The sequence below is a fragment of the Enterovibrio paralichthyis genome (genome assembly GCF_019209835.1).
In the GTDB taxonomy this organism is placed as follows: Bacteria; Pseudomonadota; Gammaproteobacteria; order Enterobacterales; family Vibrionaceae; genus Enterovibrio; species Enterovibrio paralichthyis.
This window is the reverse complement of the sequence record NZ_JAHUTS010000017.1, coordinates 59,908-82,183: the sequence shown is the minus strand read 5'-3', so window position 1 is coordinate 82,183 and position 22,276 is coordinate 59,908. Positions and strand designations below refer to the sequence as shown.

Sequence of the window (22,276 nt, the reverse complement as noted above, 5' to 3'; positions counted from 1 at the left end):
TACTATTCTCTGCAGTAGCCATAGCACTCGCGCTTCTATTATTTGGAGACTACATACGTGAAACGCATAGCTTTATTCCTGATGACCAACCTTGCTGTGTTGTTTGTCTTCAGCATTATTCTGAACATTGTTTATGCCGTTACCGGCATGCAGCCGGGCAGCCTGTCAGGGCTTCTGTTAATGGCCGCACTGTTTGGTTTCGGTGGATCTCTGGTTTCACTGATGATGTCGAAGTCGATGGCACTGCGTTCTGTTGGTGGTCAAGTGATTGAACATCCACGCAATGAAACAGAACACTGGCTGATGAGCACGGTGAGCCGTCAGGCACAGCAAGCCGGTATTGGTATGCCGACCGTTGCTATCTATTACTCAGATGACATTAACGCATTTGCCACCGGTGCCAAACGTGATGATTCACTGGTAGCGGTATCCAGCGGCCTGCTGGAAAACATGACCCGCGATGAAGCTGAAGCTGTATTGGCGCACGAAGTTAGCCACGTTGCCAACGGTGATATGGTGACCCTGGCACTGATGCAGGGTGTCGTGAATACATTTGTTATCTTTATCTCGCGTCTGATTGCCGGTGCGATCAGTGGCATGAATAACAATGATGAGGAAGGCGAGGGCGGTGGTAGCTTTATGGTCTACTTCCTGGTGTCTTCTATTCTGGAAGTCGTATTCGGTATCCTGGCAAGCATCCTGACAATGTGGTTCAGCCGTCACCGCGAATTCAAAGCGGATGCAGGCTCTGCCAAACTGGTAGGCAAAGAGAAGATGATTGCCGCGCTGGAACGTTTGAAAGTCAGCCACGAAAGCCGCCTGGAAGGTTCAATGATGGCCTTCGGTATCAACGGTAAAAAATCGTTGAGCGAACTGTTTATGACGCACCCACCGCTGGAAAAACGAATTGCAGCATTGCGTTCAGGTGAGTACCTGTAAACAAATCCTTGTTCAGGATTCAAGAAAGCGCCTCCCTTTTGGGAGGTGCTTTTTTTTGTCTGTCCGCTTCTACGCCCCTCACAGATTTGCTACTAGGGTTAGAGAGCATTTTGTCATCAATAAGGAGCAGAGAAATGAATCCGGTAGGTTGGTTCGAAATTGCGGTAAGCGATATGGAAAGAGCGGTAACCTTTTACGAAAAAACACTGGATATCAAGCTGGATTTACAGGATTTCGGCGGCCAGAAAATGGCATGGTTTCCTGTCGAGAAAGGGGAGGTGTATGGCGCAACAGGATCACTGGTAGAAGGGACGGCGGGCAACAGCGGTACCGTGGTTTATTTTTCCGTTGCCAGTATTGAAGCGGTTCTTGGGCGCGTTGAAGAGAGTGCTGTGCTCATTCCCAAAACGGACATAGGAGAGTTTGGTTTTTTCGCACAAATCAAGGATAGCGAAGGAAATACGATAGGGCTGCATTGCCAAAACTAACCCTTGAACTGACCAGACGTCGCCACGGTCACAGATGTTGTACTGATGGCTTGTCTGGTCATCTTTTAATCTGCTTCAATTCCACTATGAATTCAGAAGTCATGGACGACTTATGTTGAAAGCCATTCGCTGGGTAGTGCTCTCGGTTATTTTGCTTGCTCTGCTCGCGACAGCTATCTTCTATGGCGTTCTCACGCTCAGCCTTCCATCACTCTCCGGCACCGTCCAATCAACATCTGTCAGCCAACCAACGTATTTACAACGGGATGAACTGGGAACGGCAGTGATTGTCGCTCAAAACCGTGAAGATGCAGCATACGCGCTGGGATTCGCCCACGGTCAGGATCGCTTCTTCCAGATGGACTTGCTAAGGCGCAACGCAGCAGGGGAACTGTCTGAACTCTTTGGTGATGGGGCGATGGAGATTGATGAAAACCGTCGCTTCCACCAATTCAGAAAACGCAGTAGAGCTGCCGTTGAAGGCCTGCCCGTCGCTCACTTGGCGCTATTGAATGCCTACACCAACGGGGTGAATGATGCCCTCGCGCTTCAGCAAATTCCCTCTTTTGAATATTTGGTCACCCGCACATCGCCAAAGCCCTGGCGGCCAGAAGATTCATTTCTCGCCATTTACAGCATGTATCTGGATCTTCAGGGGCGGGGTATTGAGCGGGATATTGTACTGTCGACAATCACCGCCAGTTTTGGTGAAGAGATGACAGCCTTTCTGACCCAGCCCAGTTCTTATCAGGCTGCATTGGACGGCTCAGAATTTGATATTACCCCACAGCCCATTCCCACCATGAATACCGGCATGCTGGCCGTCGCCAAGGTAACAGAAATCGAAAAAGATGCGTTGGTGGGTAGCAATAACTGGGCTGTGACCAGTGCATTAACTCAGGGAAAAGGTGGCATGTTGTCAGACGATATGCACCTTGGCCTGCGCGTGCCGGTTATCTGGTATCGTGCCCAACTTAATTTCAGTGAAAATGGTCATGAGCGACAGGTTACCGGTGTGACGTTACCCGGTGCCCCTGCGGTTGTGGTGGGGTCAAACGGCAACATTGCCTGGGGCTTTACTAATGGCTACACCGACACGGCAGATTGGTACAAGCTAAGCGCTGATGACAAAACCCAACTGGAGACAGAAGAAATTCCGCAAAAAGGGCGCAGCCGGAAATGGCTGCTTGAAACCAGTCAATTTGGCCCTGTGCGTGTCATCAATGGTGATAAGTATGCGTTGAGCTGGGTCGCGCACCAGAGCTACGCAGTCAACCTTAACCTGCTTAATCTGGAAACTGCAGAAAACGTGGTCGAAGCGCTGCAGGTGAGTAAAGAGGTTGGCATCCCCGCCCAAAACATGGTGGTGGCTGACAGTCGCGGCAATATCGGTTGGCAACTGACGGGGGCATTACCCGCAAGAGCAGAGCCTAAGCAACAACTGGTATCCACCCGGGATTACGACCCACGCTGGCAACAGCACGCAAAAGATATCCCTTCCGTGATAAATCCACCGCAATCGAGGATTTGGACGGCAAACAGCCGGGTAGTCAGTGTTGAGCAGGATAAACGTTTCGGCAATGGCGGCTATGCGTTGGGTGCGCGAAGCCAGCAAATCAAGGCACGTTTGTTTGAGAAAGACACATTCGACCAAAGTGATTTCTACGCCATTCAGCTGGATAACGAGGCGCGATTTTTGTCGCGCTGGCACGATTTGCTACTGACGGTGTTGAAGCAAGCACCGGAAAGGTTCAGTCAGGATATTGCAGAGCTGGAATCATGGCAGAAATGCGCCTGCAGCGATTCGGTGGGATATACACTCACGCGGCATTACCGCGATACCCTGATTGATATCCTGTTCTCACCGATAGAAACGGAGCTTAAAGCGAAGGAACTCTCTCTTTCTTTATTGGAACGCCAGCTGGAACCCGCCTTATGGCGAGTGGCGACCGAACAGCCGGCTTCCTGGTTACCGACTGACTATACCGACTGGGATGGCTTCTTTCTCCACACTTATGCCCAAATGCGTGATGGACTGATGACGCAAATAACAGGTCATAAAGATGGATCATTAAAAGCGCTGAATTGGGGGGATGTGAACACACTTCGGGTTCAGCATCCTTTCAGCCGCCAGATCCCCTGGCTGGGTCAGGTATTGGATATGCCACCAGTGAAAGCCTTTGGTGACAGGTACATGCCCGCTGTACAAGGGCGTCATTTTGGTGCGTCACAACGATTTATTGTTGAGCCAGGTGCGGAAGCGCACGGGGTTCTTACCGTTCCTGGTGGGCAGAGTGGACATCCGCTATCGCCATTTTACCGCACCGGGTTTGATGATTACGCCAATGAGGCGCAAACACCGCTCCTTCCCGGTCAGGCAATTTATCAAATCCTCCTTGCTCCCGCCGCCCAATAACCGTCACACTATGTAACCGTATGCCATACCGATATTGGGTATAATTGCGGCAGGCTTCTTTATTGCCAGAAATACTTAATCGTGTCAGAAAATTTTACACCAGGAAACTGGGTATAATTTGTTTAATTAAAATAAGTTAGTACAAGTTAATCCTTTTAGTGTTTTACTATTGGGAGTTAATCTTGCTGGCTTCATCATTTCACTGTAAATAATCAATACTACACATGCCTTTTTTTTGATACTTAAACTAAATTAGGAATGTGCCGCTGATTATTAACTTATTAATGTGCGTCGAAGAGTAAATCATGAATATTCTTATCTGTGACTCGGGTGATTCAAAAATGAAACTTAGGGGCAACTCAAAGGATCATCAATGCCCGTCCAGAATAAGGGTATTTGACATGGTATTTGATTCTTTCACTCATGCTTCGCGTTGGCTGGACTTAACCACTTTCGGGCCAAAAAAAGGTGAAGCAGATGCATTGATTAACCAACACGCCAAAGCGTGGTTTGACGAACAGGTAAACCTGCCTGCTACCTCCCACCTCAAACAGTTGGATACGCAATTCAAGGCTCAGGGCTATGGCAAAATGCCCGCCCGGGCAACGCGCGTCAGAGCTTGGTTGGATATCGCATTCTATGCGCCAGACCAGCTAAGGCAGCGGATCGCATACGCATTAAGCCAAATATTCGTCGCCTCCGACCAGGATGCACTGCTCATCAATAAAACGGTCGCCATGGCAGGGTACAACGACCTGTTGTGTAAGCACGCATTTGGGCACTACAAAGAACTGCTCAGCGCTGTGACCTTGTCGCCGGTAATGGGGCAGTACCTGACAATGGTCGGAAACCAGAAAGGCGATCCGGCAACAGGGCGTCGTCCGGATGAAAACTATGCGCGGGAAATAATGCAGCTGTTTTCCATCGGCCTCTACCAAAGAGATTTGGATGGCAGCTATCTACTTGATAGCAATGGAAAACCGGTCCCTTGCTACACAGAAAGCGACATCCAGGAACTGGCGCGTATTTTTACAGGGTGGAACCATACGGACCGCGATCTGCTGACACCAATGAAGAATAACCGCGTTGACCATGACACTGGCGAAAAACAGGTGTTAGGCGTTCGCTTCCCGAAAAACATGCCGGCAGAAGAAGAGCTGGAACTGGTGATGGAAACACTGTTGCATCACCCATCCACCGCCCCAAATTTCTGCAAAAACCTGATCCAGAAACTGACGACATCCAATCCTTCACCGGACTATGTGCGACGTGTGGTTGAGGTGTTTTTGGATAACGGGGAGGGCGTCACCGGCGATCTTAAGGCTGTGGTGTGGGCAATTTTAGCTGACGAAGAAGTTTATACCGCGCCTCCAAAAACCATGAGCAAAATCCGCGAACCCTGGTTGTCTCTGGTGGCTGTTTACCGGGCATTGGATGTTAAACCTGGTGGCGGCGTTGATGTTGTTCAGTCTGATTTACTCTATTTAAAGACCTGCAACCAATACCCGTTGGGATCACCGTCTGTGTTTAACTTTTACCATCCAGATTTCGCACCGAAAGGCGTAGTAAAAGATAACCGACTGGTCGCACCTGAACTGGAAATAATTGATTGGTCACACATTATATATCTGCACAATTATATTTTTGGACTTTTAAGGCTGAATTTGCAGGATTTGAAAGCGCCGCTTAAAAAGCAGCTTTATGTCAATGTGGAAGATTTTAAAAAGCATCTGGAAAACAACGATATTAATGGTTTTAACCAAGAAGTTTCAGCGCGTTTTTTCAATGGCGCTATGCCGGATTCTTTGAAAAACATTATTGAAGATAATCATAACGGGATTGATATCGGTTCCGGCAAATGGGTTCAGCGATTGTTGTTTATCGCATTGGCATCGCCTTATTTTCACGTTCAGGAGAATCGCGCAACATGAAACTGACCAGACGACAATTCGTAAAATCACTGGGTGCGGCTGGTGCAACAGCCGCTGCGCCACTGAGTTTCAGTACGAAAGCCAGTCAAGTTGATGACTACAAGGCACTGATCTGCATTTTCTTTGACGGTGGAAACGACTTCTTTCACCAAGTTGTGCCAATGGACAGCGAGTATTACGGTCATTACGCAGCAGTCCGCCAGGGAATTGCGGTTAAAAAGGCACAACTGATGCCATTGACCCTGCGTGACCAAAACGGCATTCCGCTTGGCCTGCATAAATCTCTGGCACCCATTAAGCCGCTGTTTGATCGTGGCATGGCTAATGTGGCGCTGAACGTGGGCCCCTTGCTGGCACCGACCACAAAAGACGATATCGTCGCAGGGCGTGCCGAACTGCCTCCGTACCTTTTTGCCCACAACAAACAGCAGGAAGTGTGGCAGCACAGTTGGATGGGTGATGAATACTCAGAGCAAGGCTGGCTTGGAATGACCATGGATGTCTTGATGAAACAGTTTTCTGCCTTGCCCAACAGTTTCTACACCGGGCCAAATACCCTGTTGGACAGTTATGACACCGACAAAGTCTTCGTGAACAAAAACGGCTTTGAAGAGCTGAAAGCCCTGACGGGGGCGGCTATCCGTTCAAGTTACGAAACCCTTGCCAATCAGCCGTATGACTCGCCATTAATGGCGGGTTATGCGGAAGTGGTGCAAGAAGCGATATCTGCCCAGCAGCAAATGGAACCAATTTGCACGTCTATCCCACAAGATAAGCGGATCCCTTCGAGCGATCTGGGTTCACAGCTTCGGGCAATCAAACAAATGATCGACGGCGCGCAGGAGTTGGGTCACAACCGTCAGGTGTTTTATGTCGGTATCGGTGGTTATGACACCCACGACAATCAGGTACGCCGTCAGGATGCGCTGATGAAAGACTTTGCCGAAGCTATCGCCGGCCTTTACAAAGCGCTGGAAGAAGATGGACTGGGCGATCAGGTGCTCACATTTACCATGTCTGAATTTGGCCGCACGATGCATGATAACGCACGCAAAGGCACTGACCACGGTTGGGGTGGGGGACAATATATCTTTGGCAGCCAAATCGCTCAGGGCGAGTGTTTTGGTGCATTCCCGGATTTCAAACGTAACGGGAAAGACGACAATGGCGATGGCCGCTTGATCCCGACAATCTCCCACGAACAGTACGCAGCGCATATGGTGCAGTGGTTTGGATTGAGACCGGCTGGGGTTCATACTGTGTTCCCATCACTGGCGAAGTTTGGTGGACCAATGACCCGCAGCGCATAAAAGATAAACGCCAGTGTTGAGTCGGCAGTTACTCTTCACTGGCGTTTGTTTTGTTGGAGCTGGCTTTCGGTTATTTCAGCAATTCAACCATTGCTTCACCCACACCGTGTGCACTTGCCGGGTTCTGTCCGGTAACGAGTTTGCCATCGACAATGACATGCACACCCCATGGCTGAATTTTACTGAATTTCGCCGCTTTTCTGGTCAAAGCTTCTTCAAGCAGGAAGGGAATATCCTGGATGGTGCCAAAGTCGACTTCTTCTTCGCGGGTAAAAGAGGTGACCGTTTTGTCTTCGATAAGTGGTTTGCCATTGCTCAGTGTAATAGGTAGTAGCGCCGCTGGGCCATGACACACGGCTCCCACGATGCCGCCATTTTCATAAAGCTTTGCTGTGAGGCTCGCCGTTGGGGCATGCAAGGCCAGATCGGAAAGTAGGCCAAAACCGCCCGGATAGAAAACTGCGTCATAGTCGTCGACATTCAGCTGGCTGACTGGAATGGTATTCTTCACGCGAGACTGGAATTCATCATTATTGAAGATACGGGTGTTGACCTCATCATCTTCAATATTTTCACCGTAGAAAGGCACTTCACCACCATTGATTGAGGCGACGTCATAAGCAAAACCGGCCTGCAGGAACGCATCCAGTGCGTGAGTCAGTTCAGGGGCGTATGTGCCGTTAGCCTGGTCAGTAGTACCCAGTGTGGCGTGATTAGTCACAATGATCAGAATCTTCTTCATGCTGTAATCCTTCAAATGGGAGCGAGAAAAGGGTATCTGTCCGCTCGATGGATACAGCCTATACTTTCGCCATATGGGTGATAATCCACTAATATGGAAAACCGTCTTTGCTATTTGGCAATAATGATATGGACAAGTACTCGCTCAGTTTTGAAGGCATTGTTGAATTCGTAACCGTCGCTGACGCAAAAGGATTCAGTGAAGCGGCGCGACGGCTGAAATGTTCGGTCAGTCATGTGTCTCGCCAGGTTTCGCGTCTGGAACAACGTTTGGGAACGGCTTTATTTGCGCGTTCAACACGTTCAGTCAATCTGACGGAGAATGGGCGGCAATACTATCTGCAATGCCAGGAGTTAGTCAGCGGGCTTTCCCAGGCCAACGAGACGGTGACCGGAGCGCAGTCCGACCTACAGGGCACGCTCAGGATCAGCATGGCCGGGTCTTTTGCTGAGCAATTTGTGGCGCCTGCACTGGTGGCATTTGCCAAGCTGCATCCTCAGCTTTCTGTTGAACTGGACTTCAGCACACGGCGTGTGAACTTCGTGGAAGATGGCTTCGATTTCGCGATTCGCTACGGCCGCCTGCAAGATTCTGGCTTAGTGGCGAGAAAGCTCGCAGACAGAAACCTGATGGCAGTGGCTTCGCCGGACTACTTAAAAGAAAACGGGGAACCCACTGAGCCTGAAGCTTTGGTCAAGCACTCGTGCTTAATCACCAATAACGATACCTGGTTGTTTGAACGGGATGGTAAAGAGGAGCCGGTAAAAGTTTCAGGCCGTTTTCGGAGCAACAATGCGAATGCGATTGTTGATGCGTGCAGGGCGGGGTTGGGGATTGGCTATATGCCCAAAAGCAGCTTCCAAAATGCGGTTACGGAAGGCAGCTTGATACCTATCCTTGAACCGTTCTGGACGCAAAACATCACGTCCTGGGTGGTCTACCAAAACCGCCGGTTCTTACCACTGAAAGCGCGCCTCGCTATCGACTATTTACTGGAACACTTTAAAGACTGGAATGAGTGACAGAAAAAGCCGTAGCGTTAAAACAAAAACACCGCCTGCGAAACCGCAGACGGTGTTTTGAATTTGAAAGCGACTTAAGAAACTTAAGCGGCTTGCGCGTTATCTTCTGCTGCCACGCGGTTTACGTTCCAGCTCAGGATCAGACCCAGCGCCACGCTTGCAGCTGCGCCCATCATTACCGCTGAAACGGTCAGCAGACCTTGTGCTGCCAGCGCAGAAACGATACCACTCGCCACGAAACAGATCATGGTTTGCAGGAAGTTCAACAGACCCGCTGCGGTCGCACTGCATGACTTGAAGGTTTCCAGCGCTTTGTTGACCACGATTGGGTAAATCGCACCGTTCGCCACTGCCAGGAAGCAGAATGGGATCAGCACAGGCCAGATGTTGGTCACGTCAGTTTGCCATGAAACCAGGAAAATCGCGGAAACACTGGCGATAAACAGACCCACAAACCATGGCAGCAAGGCAGAGCCGTCATACTTGTTCAGCAACGCACGGCAGCTGTAACCGCCCACGATAAACGCAATAGTCTGAGGTACATAGCTCATGCCGATGTCAGCGCCGCTGTAACCCATTTCTGTCATCACGAATGGTGAGCCAGTCAACCAGGCAAAGAATGCCGCTGAACAGCCAGCAAAAATCAGCATGTTACCGATAAATTTGCGTGAGCTGATGATGTGTTTGTAATCGCTGACGAGCTTGTTACCCATGTTCTCATCAGTGCTTGCAACCGGTGCGCTCTCTGGTTGACGCAGGGTAGTGAACGCCAGTACAGCACCCAGACCAACAAGCGCAATAAAGATGCTGCGCCAGCCGAAATGTGCTTCCAGTGCTGCACCCGCCAGTGGTGCCAGCGCAGGAGACAGCGCGACCAGTGGCATGATGGTGGCAAATACGCGCTGTGACGTTTTGCTGTCATAGCGGTCGATAACCACTGCCTGCCAGATCACCGATGCGCTACATGCCCCCAGCGCCTGCACAAAACGCGCGGCCAGGAATACTTCAATGCTGTCAGCCATAAAGCAAGCCGCAGTGGCAACACTGAACAGCACCATACCGCCAACCAGCACTTTGATGCGGCCGATACGGTCAGAAAGAGGGCCATAAACGATTTGGCCCAACGCCATACCGAGCAGGAATACGGTCAGTGACAGACCAATCATAGATTGGGTTGTACCCATCTCAAGACGGATGCTTTCAAAGGCTGGCAGGTACATATCTGTCGCCAGGAAACCGAGCATGCTCAGTCCGGCAAACCAAATCATTGTTGTCAAAGGAACAGAATTTTTCATTTTAATTGTCCGCTCATTATATCTAGGTGGCGGAGTTTATCGGTGGCGCAACCTGGTGTGAAACGCTAAAATTTCGCAACTGCTTTCAAAAAATTTGATTCGTATGTTTTCTTATCAGGATCTACAGGTTGTTGACGCCGTGGCGCGTCGCGGAAGCTTCTCGGCAGCTGCGGAAGAATTGCACAAAGTGCCAAGTGCAGTGAGTTATACCGTCCGGCAGATGGAAGAAAAGCTTGCTGTGAATTTATTTGAGCGCTTACACCGTTCGGTGAAGCTCACACCGGCTGGCGAATTCTTCGTGCAACAGGCGCGGGAACTCATGAAAAAAATGGATGAAATCCGCGTCCAGACCCAGCGTGTTGCCAATGGCTGGACGCGGAGTGTTTCACTGGCCTTGGATAACGTGGTGCGTGAAGACCGTGTCGATTCCCTGGTGCGCGACTTCTACGATGCGTTTCCGGATGTCGAACTCCTGCTGACCATGGAGGTGTTTAACGGCGTTTGGGATGCGCTGGCCTATGACCGCGCAGACATTGCCATCGGAGCAACCGCCGCTGTGCCGGTAAGTGGCAACCTCAATTACCGCGACATGGGTATCCTGACCTGGCGTTTTGTGGTTTCCAAAGACCATCCGCTGGCGAATGAACCGGAACCCATTACCAATGAGCAGCTGCAAACCTATCCGGCAATTTGTCTGGAAGACACCTCGCGTATCCTGCCAAAGCGCGCCACCTGGCTGTTGGATAACCAGCGCCGTCTAACGGTTCCCAACTGGCACAGTGCCATTCAGTGTTTCCGCTCTGGGCTGGGAATTGGTGCCATGCCATCGCACATGGCAGAACCGTATCTGGAAAGTGGTGAGTTGGTGGAAAAACAGCTTGTGGAACCACCACAGAAAAGCCCGTGTTGCATTGCGTGGCGGACAGATAAAGAGAACCCGGCAGTGAACTGGATCCTCGATTATCTGGGTGATGCGGAAAAAGCGCGACGGGAATGGCTGGAATAGCGAATAGCTAACCGTATTTATCACGGTACAAACTAAAAGAAAGAGCCGCATTAGCGGCTCTTTCTCAATCAACATCTTGATAGTGCGTGTTATAACCAGAAAACGGTGGCAATCAGGGTAATGATCGCGATACACACGATATTCAGAACGAAGCCGACACGCACCATTTCGCTCTGTTGGATTTTACCTGAGCCAAAGACGATGGCATTCGGCGGTGTGGCAACAGGAAGCATAAAGGCACAGGATGCAGCCAGTGCGATGATCACAGACAGCAAGACCGGCGACATACCAAAGTTTTCGGCCACAGTGGCAAACAGTGGAATAAACAGTGCAGAGAGGGCGGTATTACTGACGAACTCGGTCAGGAAAACCACGAATGCCAGAATCATCAGCACAACCAGAACAATCCCTAAATCGCCAACCAACTCGCTGAGGATATTTGCCAGAAACGCACTGGTTCCCGTTGCTTTCAGCACGCCACTGAGACAAATACCACCCCCGAACAGCAACAGTACGCCCCAGTCTGCGGTTTTTTCGATGTCTTTCCAGTGCACCACACGACAGAAGCTGACCGCGATAATCGCACCCAGTGCGATGATGGTATCGAACTTGGCATAGCCACCAATCATAGCGTTGATAGGCTTACTGAAAATCCAGAGCGTCACTGTGGCAGCGAAGATGCCAAGTGTCACAACCTTACCTTTGTCCCAATCCACAGGGTCATGGTTGAGTTTGAAGTCGCCATTCAATTCTGGCTTCAACAAGCCATATAACATCAGGATGGCTACCGGCAGGACAACAGCAACCGCAGGCACACCAAAGCTCATCCACTCAATAAAGGTTAAGCCGACTTCTGCTGCAGCGATGGCGTTTGGCGGGCTGCCAACAATGGTCGCCATACCGCCTATGCTGGCGCTATACGCGATACCAAGCAGGACAAACACTTGGGTTTTATGGCCGGTTTCTTCATTGACGTTTTTCAGTACACCGAGCGCGAGAGGCAGCATCATTGCAGTGGTTGCCGTGTTGCTGATCCACATCGACAGCAGGGCAGAGACACCAAAGAGCATGAACACCGCCATACTCATTCTTCCTTTGGCGACAAGCAGCACTTTATCAGCGATAACTTTGTCCAACCCCTGACGTGCCATTGCCGCAGCGAGGGCAAAGCCACCCAGGAACAGGAAAATAATCGAGTTGGCAAAATTGTTCAGTGCAGCCTGGGTATCGAAAACGCCAAACAATACCGCCATTACCGGCACTAATATCGCAGTAACCGTGACATGCAATGCTTCAGTGAGCCAAAGAATGGCAATGAAGACCAGCATGCAAAGACCCAGTACCACTTTGGGCTCCATGGGCAGGGTGTAATAGAGCACGGCAAACAAGATAATGTCGGCGATGATTATCAGGCTATTGCGGTTGACTAACCACTCGTAGGTATTCGTGGGCAGAGGAACACTGTCATTTTTATTCATTGTTTGATCCATTATTAAAGGCTGTAGAGCAAAAATATAATCTCACTAATAAAAGCAATGGAAAGCAATAAATTACCGGATTGTTAATCAGATCAAGATGAAATGTTCACATCTGGTTATCCGCGAAGTGTGATGATAAAAATTCATTGTCAAGGAAGAAACGATTTATCGAGCGACAGGTCAGTGCAGTTTTTGAGCTATTCATGCAGTATATGTTGGGTGAATTTTGAATTGTAGTCGGTGATAATATCGCCATTTTGTATTGTATGCACTCAATCGATAAGATTCTGATATGGTTGATATCTCCTATCTTTTAGATGCAAATATTCAGTAACTTAGGAAACTTGTAGGTAATTGAAATGACGTTTTGATTTGATTGTATTTCGATTGTTACTGATGAGTAATTTATCTGATTGCATGAACTAATTGTGATTTAAGCCTCTTTTTTACTCAGTTTAAAAATATATCTTCCTTTTAACGCGAAATTTATGGACTGTTTTTGTAAAAAGGATTTTTCATGTCATCCATTCTTACCTTTCAGGGTAATTATCGTCGGCTGAGTTTCGATACAACTCCGTAAGCCTTCACATCTAAACCGTTTAAATCGGTTTCTCGCACCTCTGCGATTTTTCAAATATCAAATTAATGCTTTTAAATTAATTGGCATGCGCTGATTGGATTTATTGTACGTTAATTAATTCCAGATTCCTAATTGTTGGCGCTTTAATGCGTTGGCGAGATTTTATTTACATAAATATTAAAGAGGTTGTTTATGTCTTCTAAATTATGGGGCGGTCGTTTTGATCTGCCAACAAATAAACTGGTTGAAGAGTTCAATGCGACGATTCTGATCGAGAAACGCCTGTTTCCGGTCGATATCCATGGCAGCATTGCGCACGCTACTATGCTGGCGAAGCAGGGCATCATCACGCAAGACGAAGCAGACCAAATCATTTTTGGCCTGAAAACCGTTGAGAAAGAAGTCGAAGAAGGCACGTTCGTATACGACACTGCTGATGAAGACGTTCACATGTCCATTGAAAAGCGCATGACCGAAATCATCGGCCCTGTTGGCGGTAAACTGCACACTGCGCGCAGCCGCAACGACCAGACAACGCTGGACTCTAAAATGCACATGCGTTCAGTGATTGAAGACAACCTGGCGCTTATCCGCACCATGCAGAAAGTCATCATCAAGCGTGCGAAAGAAGAAATTAACGTCATTATGCCGGGCTACACGCACCTGCAAACTGGCCAGCCAATCCTGTTCTCCCACTGGATCATGGCGTACTACTGGATGCTGCAACGTGACTACTCTCGCTTTGAAGATCTATACAAGCGCATGGGTCAGTGTCCACTGGGTTCTGCTGCTCTGGCGGGTACCACATTCCCAATCGATCGCTTCCTGACCGCAGAACTGCTGGGCTTTGACGAGCCAACGCACAACAGTATCGACTCAGTGAGCGACCGTGACCACATGATCGAATTCAACGCCGCAGCTGCAATGTGCTTTATGCACCTGAGCCGCCTGTCTGAAGAGATTGTGTTGTTCTCAAGCCAGGACTTCAAATTTATCGAACTGTCTGACGACTTCTGTACTGGCTCAAGCATCATGCCACAGAAGAAAAACCCTGACATTGCAGAGAAGATCCGTGGCAAGACCGGCCGTATGTACGGCAACCTGATGGCAATCCTGACGACCATGAAAGGTCTGCCACTGGCGTACAACACTGACATGAGTGAAGACAAAGAAGCGGTTTATGACTCCATGGACACGCTGCAACGCGCGCTTCAGGTTATGACGCCAATGATCGAGAAAATGGTGGTTCTGGAAGCGAACACCCGTGACGCGGCTAACCGTGGTTTCTCAACGGCGACAGACATGGCGGACTACCTGGTTCGTAAAGGCCTTCCGTTCCGCGAAGCGCACCATGTTGTGGGTTCAACCGTGAACTACTGCATCAAGAACGACAAGAAGCTGGATGAGCTGACTATCGACGAATTCCGTTCATTCAATGAACTGATTGAAGAAGATATCTACAAGGACATCACTCTGGAAGCGTGTGTTGCTGCGCGTAACTCTTACGGCGGTACTGCACCTCAGGCAGTGGAAGCGCAAATCAAACGCGCGGAAGAGATCTGTTTCGGTGGCACTGCGACTGAAGGCTTTATGTCTCAGCTGGGCAACCAAGCGATGAGCACGGAAAGCTAATCGTTTCCCTCTCTCGGCCAGCTCATTCGGGCTGGCCTCTTTTTTAATGTGTTCGTTTAAGTAGCAGGGCATTTAACCGTGCCTTGTGGGAGTTTTTTATGGGCATTGAATTTTGGCTGCAGCTGGCTGTGGTCTTGTTGTGTATCGGCGTTGGCGGCAGGTTCGGTGGCGTTGGTCTGGGTGCGGCCGGTGGTCTGGGCGTATGTATTCTGGTGTTGGGATTCGGGCTGCAACCGGCATCACCACCCATCACTGTACTGCTGATTATTATTGCGGTTATCGCCTGTACAAGTGTGTTGCAAGGCGCGGGTGGTCTGGATTTCTTAGTTCGCGTGGCAGAAAAGCTGCTGCGTAAAAAGCCGAGCGCCATTACCTTCCTGGGCCCGCTCATTTCCTCAATGTTCGTGGTGTTCTGTGGTACCTCTTACGTTGCGTTCGCTGTGTACCCGGTTATTGCGGAAGTGGCGGCAGAAGCCAAAATCCGTCCTGAGCGTCCAATGTCGATGGCGGTTATTGCTTCTGGTATCGCGATCACCGCGAGCCCGATGAGTGCGGCAACGGCAGGTATGATTGCAACCCTGTCCATGTACGGCGTTTCACTGTTCCAAATCCTGGCTGTCAGCATGCCTGCGTTCCTGATTGGTACGCTGGCAGGTTGCGCGTTTGTTTACAAACGTGGTCTGGAGCTTGAGCAGGATCCTGAGTTCCAGCGCCGTGTGGCGAGTGGCGAATACAAGCTGCTGCATGATGAAGTGGACGAGCCGGAACAAGCGGCATCTGCAGAGCCACAAAAAGGCACCAAACGCAGCGTGGCGATTTTCGGTCTGGGCGTTGCAACGGTTATCCTGTTCGGTACGTTCAAAACGCTGCTGCCTTCTTGGGACGTTGATGGCAAAACCGTCGTACTTTCCACGCCAATGCTGATCCAAATGGTGATGTTGGCCGCTGCGCTGTTCATCATCGTGTTCGCCAAAGTACCAAGCGACAAGTTTGCGTCGGGTTCGGTATTCCGTTCAGGTTTGATCGGCGTGGTGGGCGTGTTCGGTATCTCCTGGATGACAGGGACTTTCTTCAGTGCGTACCAAACCTTCTTTGAAACCTCGTTTGAAGGCATGGTCGAAACGGCACCAATGGCATTCGGCCTGATCCTGTTCTGCTTCTCGTCAGTGATCTTCAGCCCATCGGCTACCGTGTCTGCGCTGATGCCGCTGGGTGCAGCTATGGGCATTCCACCGGGCTTGCTGGTGGCGATGTACCCGGCAACCTGTGGTGACTTTATCGTACCGGGTGCTGGCCAGATTGGCTGTGTGTCGTTTGACCGTACCGGTACCACAAAGCTGGGTACGTACGTGGTGAACCACAGTTATATCATGCCGGGCTTTGTGATGGTCATTTCGGCGGTCGCCGGCGGTTACTTTATCTCGCAGTTCGTTTTTTAAAATAATACCGGTTGGCTAAGACAAACCCCTTCGGATGCTGTCCGGAGGGGTTTTCTTTTTGCGTATTATTTAAGAAAGGTTCACCTGTTGATAGGCGTGAAGGATGGGCTGTACGTCATCCGGCTTCCCGCGTTGAATGCGCTCATAATGAGCAAGCGTCTGGGTCAGATAGCGTTTGCGGTTGTCCGGCTGAACCTGATCGACCGTGAGCCATAAACGCGAACCGACGGGCGAGATATCGGCGTAGGGCTGGTGTGTATTCTGGTGAGTCGTTACCAACATGATTTCGTAGAAACGTCGGTTTTCCTCAACCAACACTTCCTCTTTCAGCTTGAATCCACGCGAGATCAACAGAGTGCGAAGGGCATACTGGTGATGAACAGGGCAGAGCAGAAAATCGAGTTCCTTCTCTGGGTTGGCATCCTGAAGGCGGGCAACCATGTCCATCATCAAATCACCGCCGACACCGGCAATGATCACAAGATGTTTCCCAGGGTAATCATTCAGTGGCAAGGCACCGGCATCCATACAAAGTGTTTGCCAGCGGTGGGTGCGGTCAGCAAAGTGTTGGCTCAGGCGTTCGTTCAGCGCGTCGATGAGTGCGGGTACCACGTCGACAAAATGGATATGGGATTCCGGATGCTGGCGAAGCAATGCAGCGCCAAGTAAGCCATGATCGCAGCAACAATCCCAGATGTGGTCGTAAGGCTCTGTCACCAGAGATTGCAGTTGCTGTAGACGTTTTCCGATTTTCACTTCGCGCTCAAATATCACTGAAAAGAGCGCAGGATTTTACTCAAAAAGCCGGTTTGGTCGAGAGAATTCGGCGATCTCTCGACCCAAACAATAAGTGCTTAAGACAATAAGTAATTTAGTGTCGTATAGCGGCTGCGCATTTCGCTGACAGCTTGCGCGATATCCGCATCCGGTCTTCTGCCTAACAGGCAATCCGCGATAAATTTAGCGACCTGCGGCATTTCCTCCGCGGTGAATCCTGCGCGTACGATTTCCGGTGTGCCAAACCTGAGCCCGTTCATGTCACCGTCAACCGGTGCAACCGGCAATCCGATACCACAGGTCAGGATATTGGCCTGACGCAGTTTCTTCGCCATGGTCTGGCCGCCGCCAAAAGGGGCTGCCTGAATCGCAAACTGGTGCGAGTGGGACGGCGTGAGTCCTTCGGCGCCATTCACCTGAAACACCGGAAGACCTTCTGCCATACAGGCTTTTGCCAGCGCGGCATTGGTGGCGATCATTGCTTCGGAGTAGGCTTCACCAAAGGCTTTCCAGTCCAGTAATGACACCGCCAGCGCCGCCGATTTAGCCGCATCAAAATTGGCGGTTAGACCGGGAAAGGCAATGGCATCGATGCTTTGCATCACCGTCGCGTCGTTGGAGACAATCAGCCCGCCCGGAGGGCCTCCCAGGCTTTTATAAGTGCTCATCGTCATTAAATGCGCGCCCTGTGAAAGCGGGTTTGGCCAGCTTTTCCCGGCGATGATGCCGCATTGGTGCGCGGCATCAAACAAAACGTAAGCCCCGATTTCATCGGCAATGGCGCGGATTTCGGCAACCGGATGAGGCAGTAGGTTCAGGCTGCCACCAATCGTGATGAGTTTGGGTTTGAGCGCATGCGCTTGCTGACGGAGCGCATCCAAATCAATCGTGTAGTGTTCGGCGTCGGCTTGCATTTCCACAATATTGAGACCGTAAAGTCCTGCTGCACCGGCATTGTGATGGGTAACATGTCCACCAATGGAAGCCGGTGGCACAAGAATGGTGTCGCCGGGCTTGGCGGTTGCCATAAAGGCATAGAGGTTTGCCATCGCGCCGGATGCGACGCGGATCTCCGCGTATTTGGCGTCAAAGACTTCGCAAGCGAGTTGCCCGGCGAGGATTTCGATTTTCTCGATAGCTTCCAGCCCCATTTCATATTTATCGCCGGGGTATCCGAGGGAAGGGCGGGAACCAATACCGGATGCCAGAAGCGCTTCGGCTTTGGGATTCATGATATTGGTGGCTGGGTTAAGGTTAATGCATTGCTGCTCGTGAATAGCCCGGTTTTGATCCGCCAGTTGATAGATGGCTTTCACTACCGCCTGCTCATCGTCCATTGCTACAGATTGCACCGTTTCACGCGCATATTGGTTGATTGCACCGTCAACCCAAGGTTTTTCATCAAACGCCATTTTCTGGTTTCCTTCCCGGTTTGTGATGTCTCTATCTCAGACCGAACCACTTTTTTTCTCAAATGGATTATTTTTGGTTTAAGGCAAAAATAATTTTGGGCTTAAACCATGCGTTCTGTTCGTTTTCCACATCTTCCCCCGCTGGATTCTCTGGTCGCTTTTGAAGCCGCGGCTGAGCATGAAAGCTTTGCCAGAGCAGGAGAGGAGCTGTTCCTGACGGCCTCTGCGGTGGCCTATCAGGTGAAAAAATTAGAAACAACGCTGGGCTTTTCCCTTTTTGCCCGCCACGGGAAAGGTGTGTCACTGACACCGCAAGGCCAAGAATTATTTACGCAGGTAAAGATTACCTTGCGGACGTTTGAGCAGGACGTAGAGCGTATCCGCCATGAAAAGCAGGCTCCGGTGAAACTGGCGACCCAGCATGCCATTGCCCAGCTTTGGCTTCACCGCCGGTTAGGCGACTATCAGCACCTTTTCCCCGAACATGAGCTGGAAATCACTGCTGTTTCGACCATTTCCGGTCAGCCGGAAGAGACTGATCTCGCGTTGGCCTATTTCCAGCACGATCCCGGCAGCAAGTGGCAGAAGCTTTGGTGTGAGACTCTGGTACCCGTGTGTGCACCGGGTTATCAGGCGTCATCCCCAGTCTTTTTTCAGGACATGCACTGGCATGACGACTGGCGGTTCTGGCGCGAAGATAAACGCTTTGCCATGGTGAACAGCCGTTTGCGACGCTCCAGCCTTTACACCTTGTTGTTGCAGTCTGTGCTGGACGGGCAGGGCGTCATGGTCGGGCGTTTATCCCTGCTCGAAGGTTATTTGGCGCGGGGAGAACTGGTTTTCTGGCCAGATGCGCATATCAACAGCGTCGAAAGCGGCGGCTACTACCTTTATTGTTCGCCGTCTTGCCGGGAACATGCGGTTGCCAATCACTTTGTGAAGTGGCTGGTGGAACAAGAAAGCCGCCCGGAGGCGGCTTTATAAGCGTGTTGGTTATCAAAACCAAATGATCACATAGCGTTACGGAAGATCTCGCAGATCTCTTCGTGCGTTGCCTGTTTCGGGTTGGTGAAACCGCAGGCGTCTTTCAACGCGTTTTCTGCCAGCACAGGAATATCGTCAGCTTTCACATTCAACAGTTCCAGACCCGCAGGAATACCCACATCGGCAGACAATGCTTTAATTGCATCAATGGCAGCTTTCGCGCCTTGTTCTGGCGTCAGCGCATCCACACTCACTCCCATGGCCTTCGCTACATCACGTAGACGCGCTGGGCAAACCTGAGCGTTGTAAGCCTGCACGTGAGGGAGTAAAACCGCATTACACACGCCATGTGGCAAGTCGTAGAAACCACCCAACTGGTGCGCCATGGCATGCACATAGCCAAGAGATGCATTGTTAAACGCCATACCCGCCATAAACTGCGCGTAGGCCATTTGCTCACGTGCTTCCAGATTCTGGCCATCCTTTACCGCGGTGCGCAGGTTAGCCTGAATAAGCTCAATCGCCTTGATGGCAACCGCATCGGTAATTGGCGTTGCAGCGGTGGAAACATAAGCTTCAACAGCATGGGTTAGCGCATCCATCCCTGTTGCCGCAGTCAGCGACGCCGGTTTTGCCAGCATCAACTCTGGGTCGTTCACCGAGATGAGTGGGGTTGTGTTCTTATCCACGATCGCCATTTTGATGTGGCGTGCTTCGTCGGTGATGATGCAAAAGCGGGTCATTTCCGATGCGGTGCCTGCGGTGGTGTTAATCGCAATCAATGGCAACTGTGCTTTTGCAGATTGGTCTACGCCTTCGTAGTCAGCAATTTTGCCACCATTGGCTGCAACCAGTGCAATGCCTTTCGCACAATCATGGGGCGAACCGCCACCCAGCGAGACAACAAAGTCACAGCTGTTTTCTTCCAGAATGGCCAGACCGGCTTCGACATTCGCAATGGTTGGGTTTGGCTGGGTGCCGTCAAAAATCGCGGTTTTAATGCCGCGCTCAGCCAACAGCGCCGAGACTTTGCCGACCACACCAATCTCATTGAGGATCTTGTCGGTCACGATCAGGCCATGTTTGAAACCATGGGACTTAATTGCATCAGCGGCGTCTTCAAGGCAACCCGCGCCCATCAGGTTTACGGTAGGAATGAAAAAAGCACTCGTCATTACGTTCTCCAATGTAATTGTTTTATGGATATGTAGGGTGCACAGAAAACCTGCCTATATTTTCTCAGTGTGCCCAGCTTTTGTAACACTACGAGGGTGTGCAAGAAGGTGATCGGGCTCAATCCGTTACTTAATCAATGGAATACAAGGCCAGGAACATGACCTAAGTCTTGTCTGTGGCTTCATAAGCTAATGATAATGTTACAAAATGTGTTGATTTGTTTCGGTTGGAGGCGGAGAGATAGGTTGGGAGATGTCGCATAAATTGCTGTTTAAAAAGGCATAATTAGGCGTTATATGATGAAAAATGCCACTCATTGAGTGGCATTGTCTTTATTCGGCGTAACCGTCCGGACTATGCAGCGGTTTGTTCTATCAGGGCTTTTTGCTTGCGTTTCAGGCCAACCAACACAATGGCACATGCCATACCCGTCAGGGATACACCCAGTCCGATAGAGAAGATGGTCTGGTACGCGGTCACTTTTTCAAAGTTATCGATGATCCAGCCATTCAGCGCGTACGCCCAAAACACAGAAGCGTAAGCCGCGAAAGAACCGACGCTCATTGCTGAACCGCTGATTTGCTTCGGCACACCCGCTTCTGCCACTGGCGCTAGGATGATGCCTTTTGCCAGGAAGATGCTGAAAGAGAAAGCCATCAACAGCGCAATGTTCATAAACAGCATGTCAGGCGATTTCGGTAGCAGGATAACGCCCAGCAGACAGGTCGCAGTCAGGCCAAGGGAGAAGATCATCATTTTAACGGAAGATTTGAACACAAAGTCAGAGAGTGAACCTGCAATCAAACCCGCAACCACACCCATTGCACCGGTGTTGATAATACCGAACAGTGCTGCCTGTGCAGTGGTGATGCCAAATACCGCTTCCAGATAAGGGACGGTGTAAATCAGGGTAATGTAAGTCCAGTAAACGGTCAGGGAAGTGAACGCTGCCAGCCAAACAGTTGGCATTTTCAGCACCTGGATCAGGCCCATCAGCGCTGCTTTGTTTCTGCTTTCGCCGTTTTCAGGGTCGATACGGTTATCCGGCACGAACTTCCATACCAGATAAATCATCGGAAGGATCAGCAGGGTGTAAACGACAATCGCACCTTTGAACACCAGGATAGAACCGCCAACCAGCGCCATGATACCGACGATAACGGCGTTCATGCTCATTTCCATTGCGCGGCGCACAGATTCCAGCAAACCAAAGGCCATACCTTTGTTGTTTTCACCGGACATCAGGCTGACACCATTCACCACCGACGGCCAGAAGACAGCATCTGTCATACCCCAGATACCGGCGATAACCGCAAGAACGGCAAAGTCAGGCTGGAAGATGATGATGTACATCATACTGATGAAGCGCACCATCAAGCTGGTCATCAAAATTGAGCGGACAGAAAAACGGTTGTTGACCCAGCCAGCCGGAATATAGAAGAACATCGCAGAGCCGATCAGGGTAAACAGAATACCCATCTGGGTGTTGTCGATATTCAGAACGTTGATCAGAAGGTTGTAAAACGTTCCTTTGAAGGCTTCAAAGGCGGAATAGATAATTTGTCCGGAGAAAACCACAGACATAAAGCCATAAAACTGTTTGTTGGAGTCGAATCCAATTTTACTAATCAGTTTCTTCATAGGGCACC

The 22,276-nt window shown here is 50.4% G+C and carries 17 protein-coding genes; 10 read left to right on the top strand and 7 right to left on the bottom strand.

Translation table 11 applies throughout. From position 1 onward, the window contains the following. Nucleotides 1-57: 57 nt before the first annotated feature. The 5 genes from htpX to KU854_RS17755 all read left to right on the top strand — a co-directional run bounded on the left by htpX (nt 58) and on the right by KU854_RS17755 (nt 7,084). Entirely contained in the window at nt 58-939 is an 882-nt protein-coding gene (gene htpX, locus KU854_RS17775; RefSeq protein WP_218359756.1) for a protease HtpX, read from the top strand. Between the two features lie 134 nt (nt 940-1,073). Next, nucleotides 1,074-1,427: a VOC family protein gene (locus KU854_RS17770; protein ID WP_218359755.1), complete on the top strand. Its 354-nt coding sequence runs from the start codon at nt 1,074-1,076 to the stop codon at nt 1,425-1,427. A gap of 112 nt (nt 1,428-1,539) precedes the next feature. Further along, the gene (locus KU854_RS17765) at nt 1,540-3,843 is read left to right on the top strand and encodes a penicillin acylase family protein (protein ID WP_218359754.1); all 2,304 of its coding nucleotides are present in this window, start codon (nt 1,540-1,542) and stop codon (nt 3,841-3,843) included. A gap of 401 nt (nt 3,844-4,244) precedes the next feature. Next, nucleotides 4,245-5,774: a DUF1800 domain-containing protein gene (locus KU854_RS17760; protein ID WP_218359753.1), complete on the top strand. Its 1,530-nt coding sequence runs from the start codon at nt 4,245-4,247 to the stop codon at nt 5,772-5,774. Beyond that, nucleotides 5,771-7,084, top strand: coding sequence for a DUF1501 domain-containing protein (locus KU854_RS17755; RefSeq protein WP_218359752.1), 1,314 nt, complete (start codon nt 5,771-5,773; stop codon nt 7,082-7,084). The genes KU854_RS17760 and KU854_RS17755 overlap by 4 nt, the downstream gene beginning before the upstream one ends. Before the next feature lie 70 nt (nt 7,085-7,154). Here KU854_RS17755 and KU854_RS17750 read toward each other — a convergent pair whose 3' ends face one another. Next, entirely contained in the window at nt 7,155-7,826 is a 672-nt protein-coding gene (locus KU854_RS17750; RefSeq protein WP_218359751.1) for a type 1 glutamine amidotransferase domain-containing protein, read from the bottom strand. 128 nt (nt 7,827-7,954) lie between these two features. Here KU854_RS17750 and KU854_RS17745 point away from each other — a divergent pair, with 128 nt between their 5' ends. After that, the gene (locus KU854_RS17745) at nt 7,955-8,848 is read left to right on the top strand and encodes a LysR family transcriptional regulator (RefSeq protein ID WP_218359772.1); all 894 of its coding nucleotides are present in this window, start codon (nt 7,955-7,957) and stop codon (nt 8,846-8,848) included. Nucleotides 8,849-8,931: 83 nt separating this feature from the next. Here the strand turns inward: KU854_RS17745 and punC are convergent, their stop codons facing one another. Further along, on the bottom strand, nt 8,932-10,143 hold the full coding sequence (punC, locus tag KU854_RS17740; RefSeq protein ID WP_218359750.1) for a purine nucleoside transporter PunC: 1,212 nt from the start codon (nt 10,141-10,143) through the stop codon (nt 8,932-8,934). A gap of 103 nt (nt 10,144-10,246) precedes the next feature. On the opposite strand from punC, the gene punR reads away from it, so the two are divergent. Beyond that, nucleotides 10,247-11,149, top strand: a complete 903-nt coding sequence (gene punR, locus KU854_RS17735; RefSeq protein WP_054778397.1) for a DNA-binding transcriptional activator PunR — start codon at nt 10,247-10,249, stop codon at nt 11,147-11,149. An 89-nt stretch (nt 11,150-11,238) separates the two neighbouring features. Here the strand turns inward: punR and KU854_RS17730 are convergent, their stop codons facing one another. After that, nucleotides 11,239-12,627 carry an SLC13 family permease gene (locus KU854_RS17730; RefSeq protein ID WP_218359749.1) on the bottom strand — a complete coding sequence of 463 codons (1,389 nt, stop codon included), beginning with the start codon at nt 12,625-12,627 and terminating at the stop codon, nt 11,239-11,241. A 772-nt stretch (nt 12,628-13,399) separates the two neighbouring features. Here KU854_RS17730 and argH point away from each other — a divergent pair. Together argH and KU854_RS17720 are read left to right on the top strand one after the other, a co-directional pair. Continuing rightward, nucleotides 13,400-14,839, top strand: coding sequence for an argininosuccinate lyase (gene argH / locus KU854_RS17725; protein WP_218359748.1), 1,440 nt, complete (start codon nt 13,400-13,402; stop codon nt 14,837-14,839). Between the two features lie 98 nt (nt 14,840-14,937). After that, entirely contained in the window at nt 14,938-16,278 is a 1,341-nt protein-coding gene (locus tag KU854_RS17720) for an anaerobic C4-dicarboxylate transporter family protein (RefSeq protein WP_218359747.1), read from the top strand. 69 nt (nt 16,279-16,347) lie between these two features. On the opposite strand, the gene KU854_RS17715 is transcribed toward KU854_RS17720, so the two are convergent. Both KU854_RS17715 and KU854_RS17710 read right to left on the bottom strand, forming a co-directional pair. Next, a complete protein-coding gene (locus tag KU854_RS17715) occupies nt 16,348-17,034 on the bottom strand; it encodes a tRNA (adenine(22)-N(1))-methyltransferase TrmK (protein ID WP_054778398.1) in 687 nt (228 codons plus the stop codon). Nucleotides 17,035-17,132: 98 nt separating this feature from the next. Further along, a complete protein-coding gene (locus tag KU854_RS17710; RefSeq protein ID WP_218359746.1) occupies nt 17,133-18,467 on the bottom strand; it encodes a serine hydroxymethyltransferase in 1,335 nt (444 codons plus the stop codon). 108 nt (nt 18,468-18,575) lie between these two features. Here KU854_RS17710 and KU854_RS17705 point away from each other — a divergent pair, with 108 nt between their 5' ends. After that, a complete protein-coding gene (locus KU854_RS17705; protein WP_218359745.1) occupies nt 18,576-19,451 on the top strand; it encodes a LysR family transcriptional regulator in 876 nt (291 codons plus the stop codon). A gap of 26 nt (nt 19,452-19,477) precedes the next feature. On the opposite strand, the gene yiaY is transcribed toward KU854_RS17705, so the two are convergent. Together yiaY and KU854_RS17695 are read right to left on the bottom strand one after the other, a co-directional pair. Then, nucleotides 19,478-20,626, bottom strand: a complete 1,149-nt coding sequence (yiaY, locus tag KU854_RS17700) for an L-threonine dehydrogenase (RefSeq protein ID WP_218359744.1) — start codon at nt 20,624-20,626, stop codon at nt 19,478-19,480. A 355-nt stretch (nt 20,627-20,981) separates the two neighbouring features. After that, nucleotides 20,982-22,268, bottom strand: a complete 1,287-nt coding sequence (locus KU854_RS17695) for an MFS transporter (RefSeq protein WP_218359743.1) — start codon at nt 22,266-22,268, stop codon at nt 20,982-20,984. Nucleotides 22,269-22,276: the final 8 nt, after the last annotated feature.

Coding starts and splice junctions, on each gene's coding strand:
- KU854_RS17770 (WP_218359755.1), top strand. CDS start 1,074: ATGAATCCGGTAGGTTGGTTCGAAATTGCGGTAAGCGATATGGAAAGA.
- KU854_RS17730 (WP_218359749.1), bottom strand. CDS start 12,627: ATGAATAAAAATGACAGTGTTCCTCTGCCCACGAATACCTACGAGTGG.
- punC (WP_218359750.1), bottom strand. CDS start 10,143: ATGAAAAATTCTGTTCCTTTGACAACAATGATTTGGTTTGCCGGACTG.
- yiaY (WP_218359744.1), bottom strand. CDS start 20,626: ATGACGAGTGCTTTTTTCATTCCTACCGTAAACCTGATGGGCGCGGGT.
- KU854_RS17745 (WP_218359772.1), top strand. CDS start 7,955: ATGGACAAGTACTCGCTCAGTTTTGAAGGCATTGTTGAATTCGTAACC.
- KU854_RS17720 (WP_218359747.1), top strand. CDS start 14,938: ATGGGCATTGAATTTTGGCTGCAGCTGGCTGTGGTCTTGTTGTGTATC.
- KU854_RS17695 (WP_218359743.1), bottom strand. CDS start 22,268: ATGAAGAAACTGATTAGTAAAATTGGATTCGACTCCAACAAACAGTTT.
- KU854_RS17760 (WP_218359753.1), top strand. CDS start 4,245: ATGGTATTTGATTCTTTCACTCATGCTTCGCGTTGGCTGGACTTAACC.
- KU854_RS17755 (WP_218359752.1), top strand. CDS start 5,771: ATGAAACTGACCAGACGACAATTCGTAAAATCACTGGGTGCGGCTGGT.
- KU854_RS17710 (WP_218359746.1), bottom strand. CDS start 18,467: ATGGCGTTTGATGAAAAACCTTGGGTTGACGGTGCAATCAACCAATAT.
- argH (WP_218359748.1), top strand. CDS start 13,400: ATGTCTTCTAAATTATGGGGCGGTCGTTTTGATCTGCCAACAAATAAA.
- KU854_RS17750 (WP_218359751.1), bottom strand. CDS start 7,826: ATGAAGAAGATTCTGATCATTGTGACTAATCACGCCACACTGGGTACT.
- KU854_RS17765 (WP_218359754.1), top strand. CDS start 1,540: ATGTTGAAAGCCATTCGCTGGGTAGTGCTCTCGGTTATTTTGCTTGCT.
- punR (WP_054778397.1), top strand. CDS start 10,247: ATGTTTTCTTATCAGGATCTACAGGTTGTTGACGCCGTGGCGCGTCGC.
- KU854_RS17705 (WP_218359745.1), top strand. CDS start 18,576: ATGCGTTCTGTTCGTTTTCCACATCTTCCCCCGCTGGATTCTCTGGTC.